The organism is Pseudomonas haemolytica (assembly GCF_009659625.1).
Classification (GTDB): Bacteria; Pseudomonadota; Gammaproteobacteria; order Pseudomonadales; family Pseudomonadaceae; genus Aquipseudomonas; species Aquipseudomonas haemolytica.
Window position 1 is genome coordinate 341,791 of record NZ_VOIW01000004.1, and the last position, 16,680, is coordinate 358,470.

Sequence of the window (16,680 nt, forward strand, 5' to 3'; positions counted from 1 at the left end):
TCTTCGCGAGCAAGCCCGCGAAGAGGCCAGCCAACTCACCACAAACCCCGGCTCAGACCACCGCCGCCCGCCGCTGAACAAACCGATCCACATACTCATCCGCCGGCGAATGCAAGATCTCCCGCGGCGTGCCGACCTGGATCAGCTTGCCGTCCTTGAGGATCGCAATGCGGTTGCCAATGCGCACGGCCTCGTCGAGGTCGTGGGTGATAAACACGATGGTCTTGTGGAGGGTCTTTTGCAGCTCGAGCAACTGGTCTTGCATCTCGGCGCGGATCAGCGGGTCGAGGGCGCTGAAGGCTTCGTCCATCAGGATGATGTCGGTGTCGGCGGCCAAGGCGCGAGCCAGGCCCACGCGCTGGCGCATGCCGCCGGAAAGCTGGTGCGGGTATTTGTTTTCGTAGCCCTTCAGGCCCACGGTTTCGATCCAGTGCAGGGCGCGCTCGGCACACACCTGCTTGGTTTCGCCACGCACTTTCAGGCCATAGGCAACGTTGTCGAGCACGCTCTTGTGGGGCAACAGGCCGAAGCTCTGGAACACCATGCTGATCTTGTGCCGGCGGAATTGGCGCAGGGCTTCCATGTCCAGTTGCAGGATGTCTTTGCCGTCCACCAGGATAGCGCCGCTGGTGGGATCGATCAGGCGATTGAAGTGGCGCACCAGGGTGGACTTGCCGGAACCCGACAGGCCCATGATCACGAAAATCTCACCAGTGCCGATGCTCAGCGAAAGGTCGTTCACACCGACCACGCAGCCGGTCTCGGCGAGAACCTGGTCCTTGGTCTTGCCTTGGCCGACCATGGCCAGCGCATCCTTGGCGCGTGCGCCGAAGATCTTGAAGACGTTTTTTACTTCAATTTTGCTGACAGTAGTCATTTGCTCGCCTCATGCCGTGGACGACCATAGGCCTGGGTAATGCGGTCGATGACCACTGCGAGAATCACGATCGCCAGCCCGGCTTCAAGGCCACGGCCGACGTTGAGGGTCTGGATGCCGACAAGCACGTCTTCACCCAAGCCACGGGCACCGATCATCGAGGCGATCACCACCATCGACAGCGCCATCATGGTGGTCTGGTTGATACCGGCCATGATGCTCGGCAGTGCCAGCGGCAATTGCACGCCGAACAGTTGCTGCCAGCGGTTGGCGCCAAAGGCGTTGATGGCTTCCATGACTTCGCCATCGACCTGGCGAATGCCCAGGTCCGTCAGGCGAATCAGCGGTGGCGCAGCGTAGATCACCGTGGCGAAAATCGCCGGGACCTTGCCCAGGCCAAACAGCATCAGCACCGGGATCAGGTACACGAAGCTAGGCATGGTTTGCATGATGTCCAGCAGCGGCATCAGTACCGAACGCAGGCGATTGCTGCGGGCCGACAGAATGCCCAGCGGAATGCCGATCAGCACGGAGATCACCGTGGCGACCATCATCAGTGCCAGGGTCTGCATCAGCTTGTCCCACAGGCCAACCGCGCCCACCAGGAACAGCAAACCGACGATCACCGCCGTGGTCACCAGCTTGCGCGTGGCGTGCCAGGCAACGCCGCCGACGATGGCCAGCATCAGCCACCACGGCGCCATGCGCAGCAACCCTTCCAGGTTGACGATGGCCCACAACAGGGTGTCGGAGATGTGCCGGAACACATCGCCGTAGTTGGTGACCAGCGAGTCCACCCAACCGTTGACCCAGTCGGCGATGGAAAACGTAAAACTCTCAGGAAACATATCGTGCTCTCGATCCAGTGGGTTGTGGCCAGCCGCCCGGCCACCCCTGAGGGTAGCCGTGCACACTTGACCTACAAGGCCGCGTCGATTTTCTTGGCTGCGTCGTCGCTCACCCAGGCGTGCCAGACTTCAGGATGTTCCTTGAGGAAAATTTTCGCCAGTTTTGGCGACTCGATTCGCTCCTTGGCCATGCGAGCGAGGTTCTGGTTGAGCAGGTCGATGGGCAGGTTGACCTTTTCCAGCACGGCCACCAATTCCGGGGCTTGCTCATGGAAAGTCTTGGACACGCCGACCTTGATGCTGACGCTCTTGTCCACACCCGGTTTCTCGTCCAGCTTGACCAGGTCGACCTGGCCCATCAGCGGCGTCGGCGACCAGTAGTAGAACAGGATCGGCTCGCCGCGCTTGTAGCTCGACAGTACCGCCGCATCCAGCGCCGGGCCGGTGCCTGGGCGGAAGTTGGTGTAGGTGCTTTCCAGGCCGTAGCTCTTGAGCATTTCGCTGTTGTCCAGCTCGCAGGTCCAGCCGGCCGGGCAGTTGTAGAACCGGCCCTTGGAGGGCTCTTCCTGGTCCTTGAACACCGAGGCGTATTTGGCCAGGTCGGCGATGTTTTTCAGGTCCGGGGCCTTGGCTTCCAGCTTGCGCTTGGCGTCGCCTTCGATCACATAACGTGGCACGTACCAGCCTTCGACCGCACCGACGACCGGGGCACCGACACCGACGACTTTGCCGGCCTTCTCGGCCTTGTTCCAGACTTCGCTGCGGCCTACCCACTCTTCGGCGAATACTTGGATGTCGTTACTGCCCAGGGCGTTTTCCATGGTGATGGAATTGCCCGGCAGGCTGTCGGTTTTGCAGTCGTAGCCTTTTTCCAGCACGGTTTGCAGGATGTCGGTGAGCAACATGCCGCTTTCCCAATTCAGGCCGGCAAATTTCACCGGTTTACCGGACTCGCACCAACCGGCCGCCTGGGCGCCGGCACTTGCCAGCAAGCCCGCAGAGAACAAGGTGGCGAGCAAGGTCTTATTCATAGTCATTGTTGTGACGCTCCCAATCATGAAATGGATTACGGCAGTCAGTAGGCATCCTGCCCTGTCCACGTCCCATCAGGCTTGTGCAGCCAGCCCGGTTGTTATGGGTAAAGCGCCCTGCTCTGTTGGCAGGATCAGGTGATCGGGTACCGTGCCGTGCCATTTTTTCGCACACACGTAATACAGGGCCGCCGGCAGTACCAGGCCGATGATCCATGAAATGTCCACGTCGCCCATCGCGGCCACCCAAGGGCCGGTGTAGAACTTGGTGGAGATGAACGGCAACTGCACCAGCACGCCGAAGACATACACGCTGATACCCAGCAGGTTCCAGCGACCGTAGCGGCCGTTCGGGTCGGCCAGTGCCGGCACGTCATAGCGCTCACGGGTGATGCAGTAGTAATCCACCAGGTTGATCGCACTCCAGGGCGTAAAGAACGCCAGCAGGAACAGGATGAACGACTTGAACGCACCGAGGAACGAGTGCTGGCCGAGCAACGCGATCAACGTTGCCGTACCGACGATGGCCAGCACGAACAACAGGCGCTGCAGACGCGTGACCTCCAGGCGACCACGAAAGCCGCTGACGATGGTCGCAATGCACATGAAACTGCCGTAGGAATTCAGCGTAGAGATGGTGACCTTGCCGAACGCGATGCTGAAGTACAGCAACGCAGCCGTGGCTCCCGTACCGCTCAAGCCAACGATGTAGGCCACTTCGTGACCGGCGAACTGCCCGTTGGACATGGCCGCGGCAAACACACCAAGGACCATCGCCACCTGTGCACCGACGACCGAACCTGCGCCAGCAGCGAGAAAGGTTTTCACCGACGACGTACTGCTCGGCAGGTAACGTGAATAGTCCGCCACATAAGGGCCGAAGGCGATCTGCCAGGATGCCGCGAGCGACACGGCCAGCAGAAAACTGCTCCAGCTGAAGTGGCGGATCTGCAGGAGTGCGCCAACATCGGTCTGACTCATCAGGCGACTGAACAGGTAGACAAAGGCAATCACGCCAATGACGCTGGCGACACGGCCGATGAAATGGATCACCCGGTAGCCCAACACGGTGACCAGCACGATGACACTGGCGAAGATCAGGATGCCGACGCTGTCGCTGACCCCAAACAACTGGCCCAGCGCCTGACCCGAAAGTACGGTGCCGGTTGCGGTGAAACCAAGGTACATCAAGCAGACCAGAACGATCGGGATGGCCGCGCCATACACACCGAATTGAACCCGGCTGGAAATCATCTGCGGCAGGCCAAGCTTGGGGCCTTGCGCCGCATGCAGCGCCATGACCCCGCCGCCGATCAGTTGACCGACCAGCAGACCGATCAACGACCAGAACACATCACCGCCCAGCACCACGGCCAGGGCCCCGGTGACAATCGCGGTGATTTGCAGGTTGGCGCCCATCCACAGGGTGAACTGGCTAAATAGACGACCATGTCTTTCCGCTTCCGGGATGTAGTCGATCGAACGCCTTTCGATCAACGCAGTGGTGTCATGTGCAGCCATGGTGTTCAACCTCTGATGGATTGTCTTAGGTACGCCCCCTCCCACATGGGTTACTTGATCATCGGAAGGTTGAGGCCCTGCTCCTTGGCGCAATCGATGGCGATCTGGTAACCCGCGTCGGCATGACGCATCACCCCGGTCGCCGGGTCGTTATGCAGCACGCGGGCAATGCGCTCAGCCGCTTCGTCGGTGCCGTCGCAGACGATCACCATGCCGGAGTGTTGGGAGAAGCCCATGCCCACGCCGCCACCGTGGTGCAGCGAAACCCAGGTCGCGCCGCTGGCGGTGTTGAGCAAGGCGTTAAGCAGCGGCCAGTCGGACACGGCGTCGGAACCGTCCTGCATGGCTTCGGTTTCGCGGTTCGGGCTGGCGACCGATCCGGAGTCCAGGTGGTCACGGCCGATCACGACCGGCGCGGACAACTCGCCGCTGCGCACCATTTCGTTGAAGGCCAGGCCGAGCTTGGCGCGCTGGCCCAGGCCAACCCAGCAGATACGTGCCGGCAGGCCCTGGAAGCTGATGCGCTCGCGGGCCATGTCCAGCCAGTTGTGCAGGTGGGCGTCGTCCGGGATCAGCTCTTTGACTTTGGCGTCGGTCTTGTAGATGTCCTGCGGGTCGCCGGACAGCGCCGCCCAACGGAACGGGCCGATGCCTCGGCAGAACAGCGGGCGGATGTAGGCCGGTACGAAGCCCGGGAAGTCGAAGGCGTTTCCCACGCCTTCTTCCTGGGCCATCTGGCGGATGTTGTTGCCGTAGTCGAAGGTCGGGATGCCTTGTTTCTGGAATTCCAGCATGGCTTTGACGTGCACGGCCATCGACTGTTTGGCGGCCTTGATCACGGCGGCGGGCTCGGTCTTGGCGCGGGCGCGGTATTCGTCCCAGGTCCAGCCGGCTGGCAGGTAGCCGTTGAGTGGGTCGTGGGCGCTGGTCTGGTCGGTGACCATGTCCGGGCGTACGCCACGCTTGACCAGTTCCGGCAGGATTTCTGCTGCGTTACCCAGCAGGGCGATGGAGATAGCCTTGCCTTCCTTGGTGTACTTGGCGATGCGCGCCAACGCGTCGTCGAGGTCGGTGGCTTGCTCGTCGACATAGCGGCTGTTCAGGCGGAAATCGATGCTGACCTGCTGGCATTCGATGTTCAGCGAGCAGGCGCCAGCCAGGGTTGCCGCCAGCGGCTGGGCGCCGCCCATGCCGCCGAGGCCGGCAGTGAGCACCCAGCGGCCGGTCAGGTCGCTGTTGTAATGCTGGCGACCGGCTTCGACGAAAGTTTCATAGGTGCCCTGGACAATGCCCTGGCTGCCGATGTAGATCCAGCTGCCGGCGGTCATCTGGCCGTACATGGCCAGGCCCTTGGCATCCAGTTCGTTGAAATGCTCCCAACTGGCCCAGTGCGGTACCAGGTTGGAGTTGGCGATCAGTACGCGTGGGGCGTTGCTGTGGGTCTTGAACACGCCGACCGGTTTGCCCGATTGCACCAGCAGGGTTTCGTCGTCGTTCAGGTGAGTGAGGCTTTCGACGATCTGGTCGTAGCACTCCCAGTTGCGCGCCGCACGGCCAATACCGCCGTACACCACCAGTTCTTTCGGGTTCTCGGCCACTTGCGGGTCGAGGTTGTTCATCAGCATGCGCAACGGCGCTTCAGTCAGCCAGCTTTTGGCAGTCAGCGTGTTACCGCGGGCGGCGCGGATTTCGACGTCACGGTATTTTGTAGGCCTGGCTTTCGAAAAATCGGTCACTGCTGGACTCCTCGGCATGATGCGCGAACATGGATGGTGCGAAGGAGAGTCTTACGCACACATCTTTACTTGTATGTACAAGCATATGCAATCGAGCGGCCAACTTTATGCGCAGGCGGTTTGGATTTTTTTGCGAAGTACGTGCGAGCCTTTGAAATCAAGGCCTCAGGGCTAGATGAAATTTCTTAAGGAGACGTTTTGCGGCGAGGAGGATTTGTCACGGCAGCGAAACTTTGCGTCACGCTGGGGCATTCGGTAACAAATTGGTGCGCGGGTTGGAAACAGATCTATGGGTCATACAAAAACAACTGTGGGAGGGGGCTTGCTCCCGATAGCGGTGTATCAGTTACCTATAAATGACTGACCCACTGCTATCGGGAGCAAGCCCCCTCCCACATTTTTTAATCGCGTGCGGTCAGTTCGATAATGCAGCAACGACCAGTGACCGAGATATCCAGCAAGCCAGTGTTACCGTCCACTTGCAGGCAATCGTGATGGCCGAGTTTTTCGCCCAGCACCTTCACTTCATCCGCCACGCTGAACGCCAACACCGTCTGCGCCGTGCTGAAAAAACGTTGCACACCATCAATCCACTGCAGACGCGCCTGGTAACGCTCAGGCGAATAAATCAGGTTGAAATCGCGGATCGGCCCCGTGATCAAACGGCATGACACCTGGCTTTCGCCCTGGAACGCGAACGGCTGCAGCGGTAACAAGCCGCGCTGCTCCTCACCATCCACGGTCAATACCATGCCCGCGCCCTTGATTACCGTGATCACGCGCTGGTAGCCAGCGAAGGTGGAAAAACCACCCGACTCAGCGATATCGGCGATCGACAGGCGCCAGCCAAAACCATCCAGGCCAGCGCCCGCGTCACGGGCAATTTCTTCGGTACTGCCGCCGCCGTTTTTCCACGGCATGCGCACGTAGTCGGTGGCGCGCCGCACGATCACTTTACTCATTTACTGAAACGTCCTTCGAGGCTGTGACGGGAACCGGGGTGGATCAACCGCGCGGCGGTCACCGGCTGGCGACCCGACCAGGTGCGGCGGCGGATCAACAGGCATGGCTCGCCCGGCTCGATTTGCAAAAGCTTGCACTCGGCGGCGTCGGCAAGGATGGCTTCAACCACATGTTCGCCCTCAGTCAGCGGCGCGACCTGGTTCAAATAGGCATAAGGGGTTTGCTGGGTGAAATCCTGCTGCAGGTATTCGGGCGCAACCAGGGCGTTGACGAAACGGTCTTCGATTTGCACGGGAATGTCGTTTTCGTAATGCACGATCAACGAATGGAACACCCGCCCGCCTTCGCGCATTTCCAAGGCGACGGCACGCTCGGAACCGGCGGCCTCTTCGCCCAGGGTAATGACCTGGCAAGTATGCCGATGCCCGCGGGAGGCAATCTCATCGGCAATGTTGTGTACTTCAAACAGCGCTGACTGGCTCTTGGGCTCCGCCACGAAGGTGCCGACGCCCTGCATGCGCACCAGCAACCCTTCGGCGGTGAGCTCACGCAGGGCGCGATTGATGGTCATGCGGCTGAAACCCAACTGGCTGACCAGTTCGCTTTCCGACGGCACGCGGTAATGCGGCGGCCAGTTGCCGTTGAGGATCTGCTGGCTGATCATTTGTTTGACGCGGGCATACAAGGGCGCCGGACTTTCGTCCATGTGGGCAGCCAGCGAAGACTTGGCGGGCGGAGTCGGCACAGGGAATCCTTGCAAGGAGAAAAGATGCATAGATTGCCGGAGTTTACCGAGCAGGCAAACGTCTGTATATGTATATACAAATAAACACACGACCGGGGTGCCTTGATCATGTCCGCTTTCTTTGCCGAACGCGCGCTGCTGCCTAATGGATGGGCCAACGATGTACGTCTTGAAGTCAGCGCCGATGGCCTGCTGACCCACGTTGAGCCCAATGCCAGTGCAGACGGCGCCGAACGACTGAGAGGCCCGGTATTGGCGGGCATGCCGAACCTGCACTCCCATGCGTTCCAGCGCGCCATGGCGGGCCTGGCCGAAGTGGCCGGCAACCCCAATGACAGTTTCTGGACCTGGCGCGATTTGATGTACCGCATGGTTGGCAAGATCAGCCCCGACCAATTGCAGGTCATCGCCCGCCAGCTGTATATCGAAATGCTCAAGGCCGGCTACACCTCGGTGGCCGAATTTCATTACGTGCACCACGATGTCAGCGGCCAGCCCTATGCCGACCGTACGGAGCTGTCGCGCCAGATCAGCCTGGCGGCCGCCAGCAGCGGGATCGGCCTGACATTGGTGCCGGTGCTGTATACCCACTCCGGGTTTGGTGGCCAGGCGCCGAATGAAGGGCAACGACGCTTTATCAACAGCACCGAGAATTACCTCGACCTGCAAGCCCGCTTGCAACCAATCCTGGCGGCACAACCTGCGCAGCAACTGGGCCTGTGCTTCCACTCACTGCGCGCCGTCACACCCCAGCAAATCCAGGACGTTCTGGCGGCCAGTGACAAGAATTGCCCGGTGCATATCCACATCGCTGAACAGCAGAAAGAAGTCGACGACTGTCTGGCCTGGAGCGGTAAACGCCCGCTGCAATGGCTGTATGACAATGTCGAGGTGGATGAGCGCTGGTGCCTGGTGCACGCCACCCATGCCGACCCTGATGAAGTGACACGCATGGCCAAAAGCCGCGCGATTGCCGGCTTGTGCCTGACCACCGAGGCCAACCTGGGCGATGGGATTTTCCCGGCGGTGGATTTCCTCGCCCAGGGTGGGCGCCTGGGTATCGGTTCCGACAGCCATGTGTCATTGAGCGTGGTAGAGGAATTACGTTGGTTGGAATACGGCCAGCGCCTGCGCGACCAACGGCGTAATCGCCTGTATCGCAGTGATCAGCCGATGGTTGGCCGCACGCTGTTCGATGCCGCGCTGGACGGTGGCGCCCAAGCGCTGGGCCAACCAATTGGTCGCTTGGAAGCAGGTAAGCGCGCGGACTGGATTGTGCTCGACGGTAATGACCCGTACCTGGCGACCACCCATGAGGATGGGATTCTCAATCGCTGGCTGTTCGCCGGTGGTGATCGACAGGTGCGCGATGTGCTGGTCAACGGCAAGTGGGTGGTGCGCGATGGGCGACACGCCGGTGAAGAGGAAAGCAGCCGGGCATTCACCCAAGTCCTGAGGGATTTGTTGAGCTGACAGGCAACATATAACCAATGTGGGAGGGGGCTTGCTCCCGATTGCAGTGTGTCAGCCAGTACATCTGATACTGACACACCGCTATCGGGAGCAAGCCCCCTCCCACATTTAATTACTGCGAAGTCTTCGCCATCTGCTTGTCCGACGTACGCCAGATCAACCGCGTGGTGTCATACCCCTGCTGCCGCGCCCTGCTGAGCAGGTCTTCACGGGTATCGGCACTCACCGTCGGCGTGCGCGACAAGATCCACATATAGCGGCGGCTCGGGCTGCCGACGATGGCAGTCTTGTAGTCATCGCTCACATACAGCACCCAGTAATCGCCCTTGGCGACGCCCGGCAGCAGTGACGTAAACCAGTTATTGAATTCCACCCACAGCTTGTCGGTCTTGCCGGGCACTTGCGGCGTGGCCGTGCCTTTAGCCTCTTGCCACTTCCATTCAGGTGTCAGGCAGCGATTGAACACCGACATATCACCATCCGGCAGCAAGGTATAACGGGCTTCGGATTGCGCACAGTTGCGCTGGAAGTACATCGGCAATCGGGCCAACTCATACCAGGTGCCCTGGTAACGCTTGAGGTTGACGTTGCTGGCAGTCTTGGGTTGCAGATCATCGCCAGAATGGCTGGCGCAGCCCGCCAAAAACAGGCTGGCGCAAAGGAACAAAACAAAACGCATCATTCTTCTTCTCCCGCAGGCTCGCGCCCCGGTTTACTTCAGGCCTTGCCCGGAAAACATCAGAACTTTGTCACCGGCGTACTGCACGCTGATAAAGCTGTTTTTATCGCCCCACGTGCAGCTGGACATACCCAGCGCACCGGAACAATCGGTCGGCTTACCCAGCAACGACTCCACCTCGGCCTTGGCCATGCCAGCCGACAGTTTCTGGTAGTTTTCTTGATTGACCTTGCTGCAAGCGGCTAACAGCACACAAAAAGCCAGCAGGGCGAGACGGCGTAAAGACATGGAAAAGCTCCTGGAGAGACAAAGCAGCTGGGGTATCTGCCAGAAGCTTAGAAGGGAAAAGAGGTGTCTGGTTCCCGACGAGCGAAAACAAAAAAGCCCCGAAAACGCTGAAACGTTTCGGGGCTTCTTGTCATTCAAAACATCACGTCATGAATGCTCTCTCACCACAGGGGCTTACTTCTTGTGGTAACCGGTCACACGCTCAACTTCTTCCTTCGAACCCAGGAACACCGCCACGCGCTGGTGCAGGCCTTCTGGCTGGATATCGAGGATGCGCTGGTGGCCGTCGGTGGACGCACCGCCCGCCTGCTCGACCAGGAACGACATCGGGTTGGCTTCGTACATCAGGCGCAGCTTGCCCGGCTTGGACGGCTCGCGGCTGTCACGTGGGTACATGAACAGACCACCACGGGTCAGGATACGGTGTACGTCGGCAACCATCGCAGCGACCCAGCGCATGTTGAAGTTCTTCTTCAACGGGCCTTCTTCGCCTTCCATCAGTTCGTTGACGTAACGTTTCACCGGCTCTTCCCAGTGACGCTGGTTGGACATGTTGATCGCGAATTCCTGGGTAGAAGCAGGAATCGAAATATCTTCGTGCGTCAGCACAAAACTGCCCATTTCGCGGTCCAGGGTGAAGCCCTTGACGCCGTCGCCCAGGGTCAGCACCAGCATGGTCTGTGGGCCGTAGATCGCGTAGCCGGCCGCAACCTGCTCAGTGCCTGGCTGCAGGAAAGCCTTTTCGTTCAAGGCTTCGTTCTGGCTCAGGTATTCGCTCGGGCAGCGCAGTACCGAAAAGATGGTGCCGACCGGTGCGTTGATGTCGATGTTGGACGAACCGTCCAGTGGGTCGAATACCAGCAGGTACGCGCCTTTCGGGTATTTGCCCGGGATCTGGTAGGCATTGTCCATTTCTTCGGACGCCATGCCGGCCAGGTGACCGCCCCATTCGTTGGCTTCAAGCAGGATTTCGTTGGAGATTACGTCGAGCTTCTTCTGCACTTCGCCTTGGACGTTTTCAGTGCCCATGCTGCCCAACACGCCACCCAGGGCGCCTTTGGACACGGCGTGGCTGATTTCCTTGCAAGCACGCGCCACCACTTCGATAAGGAAGCGCAGATCAGCAGGCGTGTTGTTGCTGCGGGTCTGCTCGATCAAATAGCGACTCAGGGTAACGCGGGACATGGAAGGCTCCGGAGAATGGGGGGGCTAAAAACCCGCGCAGTTTAACGCGAGTCGGGGCGTATTTCCTCTAATCAGAGGATTTAACTCCAATAGAGTTCACGACTTGCCGGCACGCTCGGCGTCGTGGGAGCGAGCCTGCTCCCACATTTTTGCATCAGCGGTGTTTAGTCGAGGGCTTTCCAGATCTCGGTGGCGTATTCGCGGATGGTCCGGTCCGAACTGAACCAGCCCATGCGCGCAGTATTGAGCACCGCCGAACGCCACCACTCCTTGGAATCGTGCCAATGCGCCTCGACCCGTGCCTGGGCGTCCCAGTAGGAATCAAAGTCGGCGCACACCAGGAAGCGATCGTAATCGATCAGCCCATCGATCAGGCCCACGTAACGCCCCGGATCATCCGGCGAGAACACCCCGCCGCGAATCGCTTGCAGCACATCGTTCAAGCGATGCGACGCGGCGATGTCCGGCCCGGCGTTGAATTCGCCGGCATGCTTGCGCGCTTCCACCTGCTGGGCACTGAGGCCGAAGATAAACATGTGCTCGGCGCCCACACGCTCGTGCATCTCCACGTTAGCGCCGTCCATGGTGCCGATGGTCAGCGCGCCGTTGAGCCCGAACTTCATGTTGCTGGTACCCGACGCTTCGAAGCCGGCGGTGGAAATCTGTTCCGACAAATCCGCCGCTGGAATGATGCTCTCCGCCAGGCTGACGTTGTAGTTGGGCAGGAACACCACTTTGAGCAAGCCGCGTACGGTCGGGTCATTGTTGACGGTGCGGGCGATGTCGTTGGTCAGCTTGATGATCAGCTTGGCCTGGTGATAACTGGCCGCGGCCTTGCCGGCGAATATCTTCACCCGTGGCACCCAGTCGGTTTCGGGTTCGGCACGGATCGCCTGGTACAGCGCCACGGTGTGCAGCAGGTTGAGCAGTTGGCGTTTGTATTCGTGGATGCGCTTGACCTGCACATCGAACATCGCCGCCGGGTTGACCGCGATGCCCAGGCGCTCATGAATGATCTCGGCCAATGCACGCTTACTGTGCAGGCGCTGTTCAGCGAAGGCTTTACGGAAGGCCGGTTTCTCGGCAAACGGTTCCAGCTCGATCAGACGCTGCTCGGGCTGGTCGAGAATCTCCGCGCCCAAGGCTTCCACCAGCATCTCGGTCAACTTGGGGTTGGCCTGGTACAACCAGCGGCGAAAGGTGATGCCGTTGGTTTTGTTGTTGATGCGCTCGGGATAGAGCTTGTGCAATTCGGAGAACACCGTGCTGCGCATCAGCTGGGTGTGCAAACCCGATACGCCGTTGACGCTATGGGAGCCGAGGAATGCCAGGTTGCCCATGCGCACGCGGCGGCCGTTGTCTTCTTCGATCAGTGATACGGCGCGCAGTACGTCAAAATCGTGGATGCCCTTGGCGCGTAGCGAGTCGATGTGTTGGGCGTTGATCAGGTAGATGATCTGCATGTGCCGGGGCAGCATGCGTTCCATCAGGCCGACCGGCCAGGTCTCCAGCGCCTCGGGCAGCAAGGTGTGGTTGGTGTACGAGAGGGTTTCGACCGTGACGTCCCACGCGGCTTCCCACGGAATGTCATGCAGGTCCACCAGTTGGCGCATCAACTCGGCCACGGCGATGGACGGGTGGGTGTCGTTGAGCTGAATGGCGGCGTGTTCGCCCAGGCTCAGCACCGAACCGTGCATGTTCTTATGGCGGCGCAGCAAATCCTGCAGCGAAGCGGAGACGAAGAAATATTCCTGGCGCAGGCGCAGTTCCTGTCCCGCTTCGGTGCTGTCGGCCGGGTACAGCACTCGGGAGATGCTTTCGGCGCGGGCCACTTCGGCGACGGCACCCAGGTGGTCACCGGCGTTGAAACGCTCCAGGTGCAAGTCTTCCACGGCCCGTGCACGCCACAGGCGCAGGGTGTTGACGCTGGCGCCGCGCCAGCCGACTACCGGTGTGTCATAGGCGACTGCGCGTACGGTTTCGCTGGGCGACCACACCTGGATCATCTTGCCGGAGGCGTCCGCCAGGGTTTCGACGCTGCCGCCAAAGCCAATCGGGTAAATCACTTCAGCGCGTTCGAATTCCCACGGGTTACCGAAATCCAGCCAGCGTTCGGTCTGCTCCTGCTGCCAGCCGTCGACGATGGCCTGGCGGAACAAGCCGTGTTCATAGCGGATACCATAGCCGTGGCCGGCAATGCCCAGGGTCGACATGCTTTCCATGAAGCACGCTGCCAAGCGGCCAAGGCCACCGTTGCCGAGCGCCGCATCAGGCTCCAGCAGGCGGATGCGTTCCAGGTCGACACCCAGTTCAGACAAGGCTTCGCGCGCGATTTCCAGCACGCCGAGATTGCTCAGGCTGTCGTAGAGCAAGCGGCCGATGAGAAATTCCAGCGAGAGGTAATAAACGCGCTTCTGGCCTTTGCGATAAATACGCCGCGTATGGTCCATCCAGTGATCGACCATCTGGTCGCGAGCGGCCAGGGCAATGGCTTCGAACCAGTCGTGGTCGAAGGCGTGATCCGGGTCCTTGCCCACCGCGTAGGTAAGTTTGGTCAAGACAGCATCGCGGAATGCGGCTACCTCTGCTTCTCGTGCAAGCGGTTCCTGAGACATCGGTGCGACCTCGGGCGAGATTGAAGGAGTTGCTAGAGCCTAGTCGGTCTGACAGACGGTGGACGTGCTGGTTCGGCAGTTTTTCAACTCATTCACCATTGGCTGAATTTGATGCAGGGGTCGTGCCCGATCAGGCGTCATCGAAACCTTTGAGCTGAAACCTGCAAAATATTGTTCAAAAAACCACCAATCCCGGTATGATCCCGCGCCCGGATACAGCCCCACCTTGGAACCTTGATGAAGCCTCAACTGATCGCCGCCGCGGAACTCGACCGTCTAGAGACCTGGCAGAAATATTCCGCCCACATGTGCGGCGGCTGTGTGTCCAGCTGCTGCACCCTACCGGTTGAGGTGAAGATCAAGGACCTGATCCGCATTGGTATCGTCGATGAGTTCGAGCGTGGCGACCCACCGAAGAACATCGCCAAGCGCTTGCAGAAGGAAGGCATCGTCGAGCGCTACAACAACAAATCCGAGATTTTTACCCTGCAGCGCATGAGCAACAACGACTGCCTGTACCTGGATCGTAAGACGCGCTTCTGCACTATTTATGACAAGCGTCCGGATACTTGCCGCAATCATCCGAAAATCGGGCCGCGACCGGGCTATTGTGCGTATAAGCCCAAGGAAGTGGTGCGCGAAACCAACTTCAAGACCCTGGATAAGTTCTGATCCGGGTTTTGTGGGGCTTTCAAGGGCCTCATCGGGAGCAAGCCCCCTCCCACCTTTGAATGTATTCACAGATCAAAGGTGGGAGGGGGCTTGCTCCCGATGAGGCCGGTACAGCCACCACAAAACCTGCAGACATAAAAAACGCCCCCGGCCTTTCGACCGGGGGCGTTTTTCATTCAGCCTGAGTTAACTCAGTTCTTGGCTTTCTTGGCAGCGCGGGTACGCTCGCCTTCGTCCAGGATCTTCTTACGCAGGCGGATCGACTTAGGCGTGACTTCGCACAGCTCGTCGTCCTGGATGAATTCCAGGGCCTGTTCCAGGGTGAAGCGAACAGGTGGGACCAGAGCGATGGTTTCGTCTTTGCCCGAAGCACGCATGTTGTCGAGCTTCTTGCCTTTGGTTGGGTTGACGCCCATGTCGTTGTCACGGCTATTCAGACCAACGATCTGGCCGTTGTAGATCTCTTGACCGTGTTCAACGAACAGCTTGCCACGCGCCTGGAGGGTTTCCAGGGAGTAGGTCAGCGCCTTGCCGGTTTCTACCGATACCAGAACACCGTTCTGACGGCCGGACATGTCGCCGGACTTCATGGTGTCGTAGCGATCGAAGATCGAGGTCAGGATGCCAGCACCGTTGGTCAGGGTCAGGAACTGGTTACGGAAACCGATCAGACCACGAGCAGGGATGTTGTATTCCAGACGTACACGGCCTTTGCCATCCGGCACCATGTTGGTCAGGTCGCCCTTACGCAGGCCCATCTCTTCCATGACCTTGCCCTGGGATTCTTCAGGGGTGTCGATGGTGACGTTTTCGAACGGTTCCTGCTTCACGCCGTCAACCTGACGGATGATCACTTCCGGACGACCAACACCCATTTCGAAGCCTTCGCGACGCATGGTTTCGATCAGTACCGAGAGGTGCAGCTCACCACGGCCGGAGACCTTGAACTTGTCAGCCGAATCGCCTTCTTCAACGCGCAGAGCAACGTTGTACAGCAGCTCCTTGTCCAGACGCTCCTTGATGTTACGGGAGGTCACGAACTTGCCTTCTTTACCGCAGAACGGCGAGTCGTTTACCTGGAAGGTCATGGAAACGGTTGGCTCGTCAACGGTCAGGGGCTTCATCGCCTCGACAGTGTCCGGCTGGCACAGGGTGTCGGAGATGAACAGCGAGTCCATACCGCTCACGCACACGATGTCGCCTGCGAAAGCTTCTTCAACGTCGATACGGTGCAGACCGTGGTGACCCATCAGCTTCAGGATACGACCGTTACGCTTCTTGCCGTCGGCACCGATAGCCACAACCGGGGTGTTCGGCTTGACGCTACCACGAGCGATACGGCCAACGCCGATAACACCCAGGAAGCTGTTGTAGTCCAGTGCCGAGATTTGCATCTGGAACGGGCCGTCACGGTCAACCTTCGGCGGCGGAACGTGGTCAACGATCGCCTGGTACAGCGGGGTCATGTCTTCCGCCATTGCGGTGTGTTCCAGACCGGCAATACCGTTCAGGGCCGAAGCGTAGATGACTTGGAAGTCCAGCTGTTCTTCGGTGGCACCCAGGTTGTCGAACAGGTCGAAGATCTGGTCCAGAACCCAGTCCGGACGCGCGCCTGGACGGTCAACCTTGTTGATGCACACGATCGGACGCAGGCCGGCTTCGAAAGCCTTCTTGGTCACGAAACGGGTTTGCGGCATAGGGCCGTCTTGAGCGTCAACCAGCAGCAGAACGGAGTCAACCATCGACATTACGCGTTCTACTTCGCCGCCGAAGTCGGCGTGGCCCGGGGTATCCACGATGTTGATGTGGTAGCCGTTCCAGTTGATAGCGGTGTTTTTTGCCAGGATGGTAATACCGCGCTCTTTTTCCTGGTCGTTGGAGTCCATCACGCGCTCGTCGTTGAGCTCGTTGCGCTCCAGGGTGCCGGATTGACGCAGGAGTTTGTCTACCAGGGTGGTTTTACCATGGTCAACGTGAGCAATGATGGCGATGTTACGTAGATTTTCGATCACTTGTGTATCTCGATCAGAGGATTCGGTGTGCTGAC

At 59.6% G+C, this 16,680-nt stretch carries 14 protein-coding genes; 2 read left to right on the forward strand and 12 right to left on the reverse strand.

From position 1 onward, the window contains the following. Positions 1–52: 52 nt before the first annotated feature. The 7 genes from FRT59_RS15345 to hutC form a co-directional block, all read right to left on the reverse strand. On the reverse strand, positions 53–877 hold the full coding sequence (locus FRT59_RS15345; protein ID WP_153871595.1) for a quaternary amine ABC transporter ATP-binding protein: 825 nt from the start codon (positions 875–877) through the stop codon (positions 53–55). Beyond that, positions 874–1,725: an ABC transporter permease gene (locus FRT59_RS15350; RefSeq protein ID WP_034108788.1), complete on the reverse strand. Its 852-nt coding sequence runs from the start codon at positions 1,723–1,725 to the stop codon at positions 874–876. The genes FRT59_RS15345 and FRT59_RS15350 overlap by 4 nt, the downstream gene beginning before the upstream one ends. 71 nt (positions 1,726–1,796) lie before the next feature. Then, on the reverse strand, positions 1,797–2,762 hold the full coding sequence (locus tag FRT59_RS15355; RefSeq protein WP_034117308.1) for an ABC transporter substrate-binding protein: 966 nt from the start codon (positions 2,760–2,762) through the stop codon (positions 1,797–1,799). Between the two features lie 69 nt (positions 2,763–2,831). Then, positions 2,832–4,277, reverse strand: coding sequence for a purine-cytosine permease family protein (locus FRT59_RS15360; protein ID WP_153871596.1), 1,446 nt, complete (start codon positions 4,275–4,277; stop codon positions 2,832–2,834). A 50-nt stretch (positions 4,278–4,327) separates the two neighbouring features. Beyond that, positions 4,328–6,013, reverse strand: a complete 1,686-nt coding sequence (gene hutU, locus FRT59_RS15365) for a urocanate hydratase (RefSeq protein WP_325168059.1) — start codon at positions 6,011–6,013, stop codon at positions 4,328–4,330. 401 nt (positions 6,014–6,414) lie between these two features. Beyond that, positions 6,415–6,975, reverse strand: coding sequence for a HutD/Ves family protein (locus tag FRT59_RS15370; protein WP_153871598.1), 561 nt, complete (start codon positions 6,973–6,975; stop codon positions 6,415–6,417). Then, complete coding sequence (gene hutC / locus FRT59_RS15375; RefSeq protein ID WP_233094216.1) at positions 6,972–7,682, reverse strand: histidine utilization transcriptional repressor HutC; 711 nt, start codon at positions 7,680–7,682, stop codon at positions 6,972–6,974. The genes FRT59_RS15370 and hutC overlap by 4 nt, the downstream gene beginning before the upstream one ends. Before the next feature lie 147 nt (positions 7,683–7,829). Here hutC and FRT59_RS15380 point away from each other — a divergent pair, with 147 nt between their 5' ends. Beyond that, positions 7,830–9,194: a formimidoylglutamate deiminase gene (locus tag FRT59_RS15380; protein ID WP_153871599.1), complete on the forward strand. Its 1,365-nt coding sequence runs from the start codon at positions 7,830–7,832 to the stop codon at positions 9,192–9,194. Between the two features lie 112 nt (positions 9,195–9,306). Here FRT59_RS15380 and FRT59_RS15385 read toward each other — a convergent pair whose 3' ends face one another. From FRT59_RS15385 to FRT59_RS15400, 4 genes are all read right to left on the reverse strand, one after another. Further along, positions 9,307–9,876: a lipocalin family protein gene (locus FRT59_RS15385; RefSeq protein WP_034117302.1), complete on the reverse strand. Its 570-nt coding sequence runs from the start codon at positions 9,874–9,876 to the stop codon at positions 9,307–9,309. A 30-nt stretch (positions 9,877–9,906) separates the two neighbouring features. Next, on the reverse strand, positions 9,907–10,161 hold the full coding sequence (locus FRT59_RS15390) for a lipoprotein (RefSeq protein ID WP_033897714.1): 255 nt from the start codon (positions 10,159–10,161) through the stop codon (positions 9,907–9,909). A gap of 174 nt (positions 10,162–10,335) precedes the next feature. Beyond that, positions 10,336–11,346, reverse strand: a complete 1,011-nt coding sequence (locus FRT59_RS15395) for a class 1 fructose-bisphosphatase (protein ID WP_034117301.1) — start codon at positions 11,344–11,346, stop codon at positions 10,336–10,338. Positions 11,347–11,510: 164 nt separating this feature from the next. Next, positions 11,511–13,961, reverse strand: a complete 2,451-nt coding sequence (locus FRT59_RS15400) for a glycogen/starch/alpha-glucan phosphorylase (protein ID WP_034117300.1) — start codon at positions 13,959–13,961, stop codon at positions 11,511–11,513. Positions 13,962–14,198: 237 nt separating this feature from the next. On the opposite strand from FRT59_RS15400, the gene FRT59_RS15405 reads away from it, so the two are divergent. Beyond that, positions 14,199–14,633, forward strand: coding sequence for a YkgJ family cysteine cluster protein (locus FRT59_RS15405; RefSeq protein WP_003187815.1), 435 nt, complete (start codon positions 14,199–14,201; stop codon positions 14,631–14,633). Positions 14,634–14,824: 191 nt separating this feature from the next. Here the strand turns inward: FRT59_RS15405 and typA are convergent, their stop codons facing one another. Continuing rightward, complete coding sequence (gene typA / locus FRT59_RS15410; RefSeq protein WP_034117299.1) at positions 14,825–16,645, reverse strand: translational GTPase TypA; 1,821 nt, start codon at positions 16,643–16,645, stop codon at positions 14,825–14,827. Positions 16,646–16,680 lie beyond the last annotated feature (35 nt).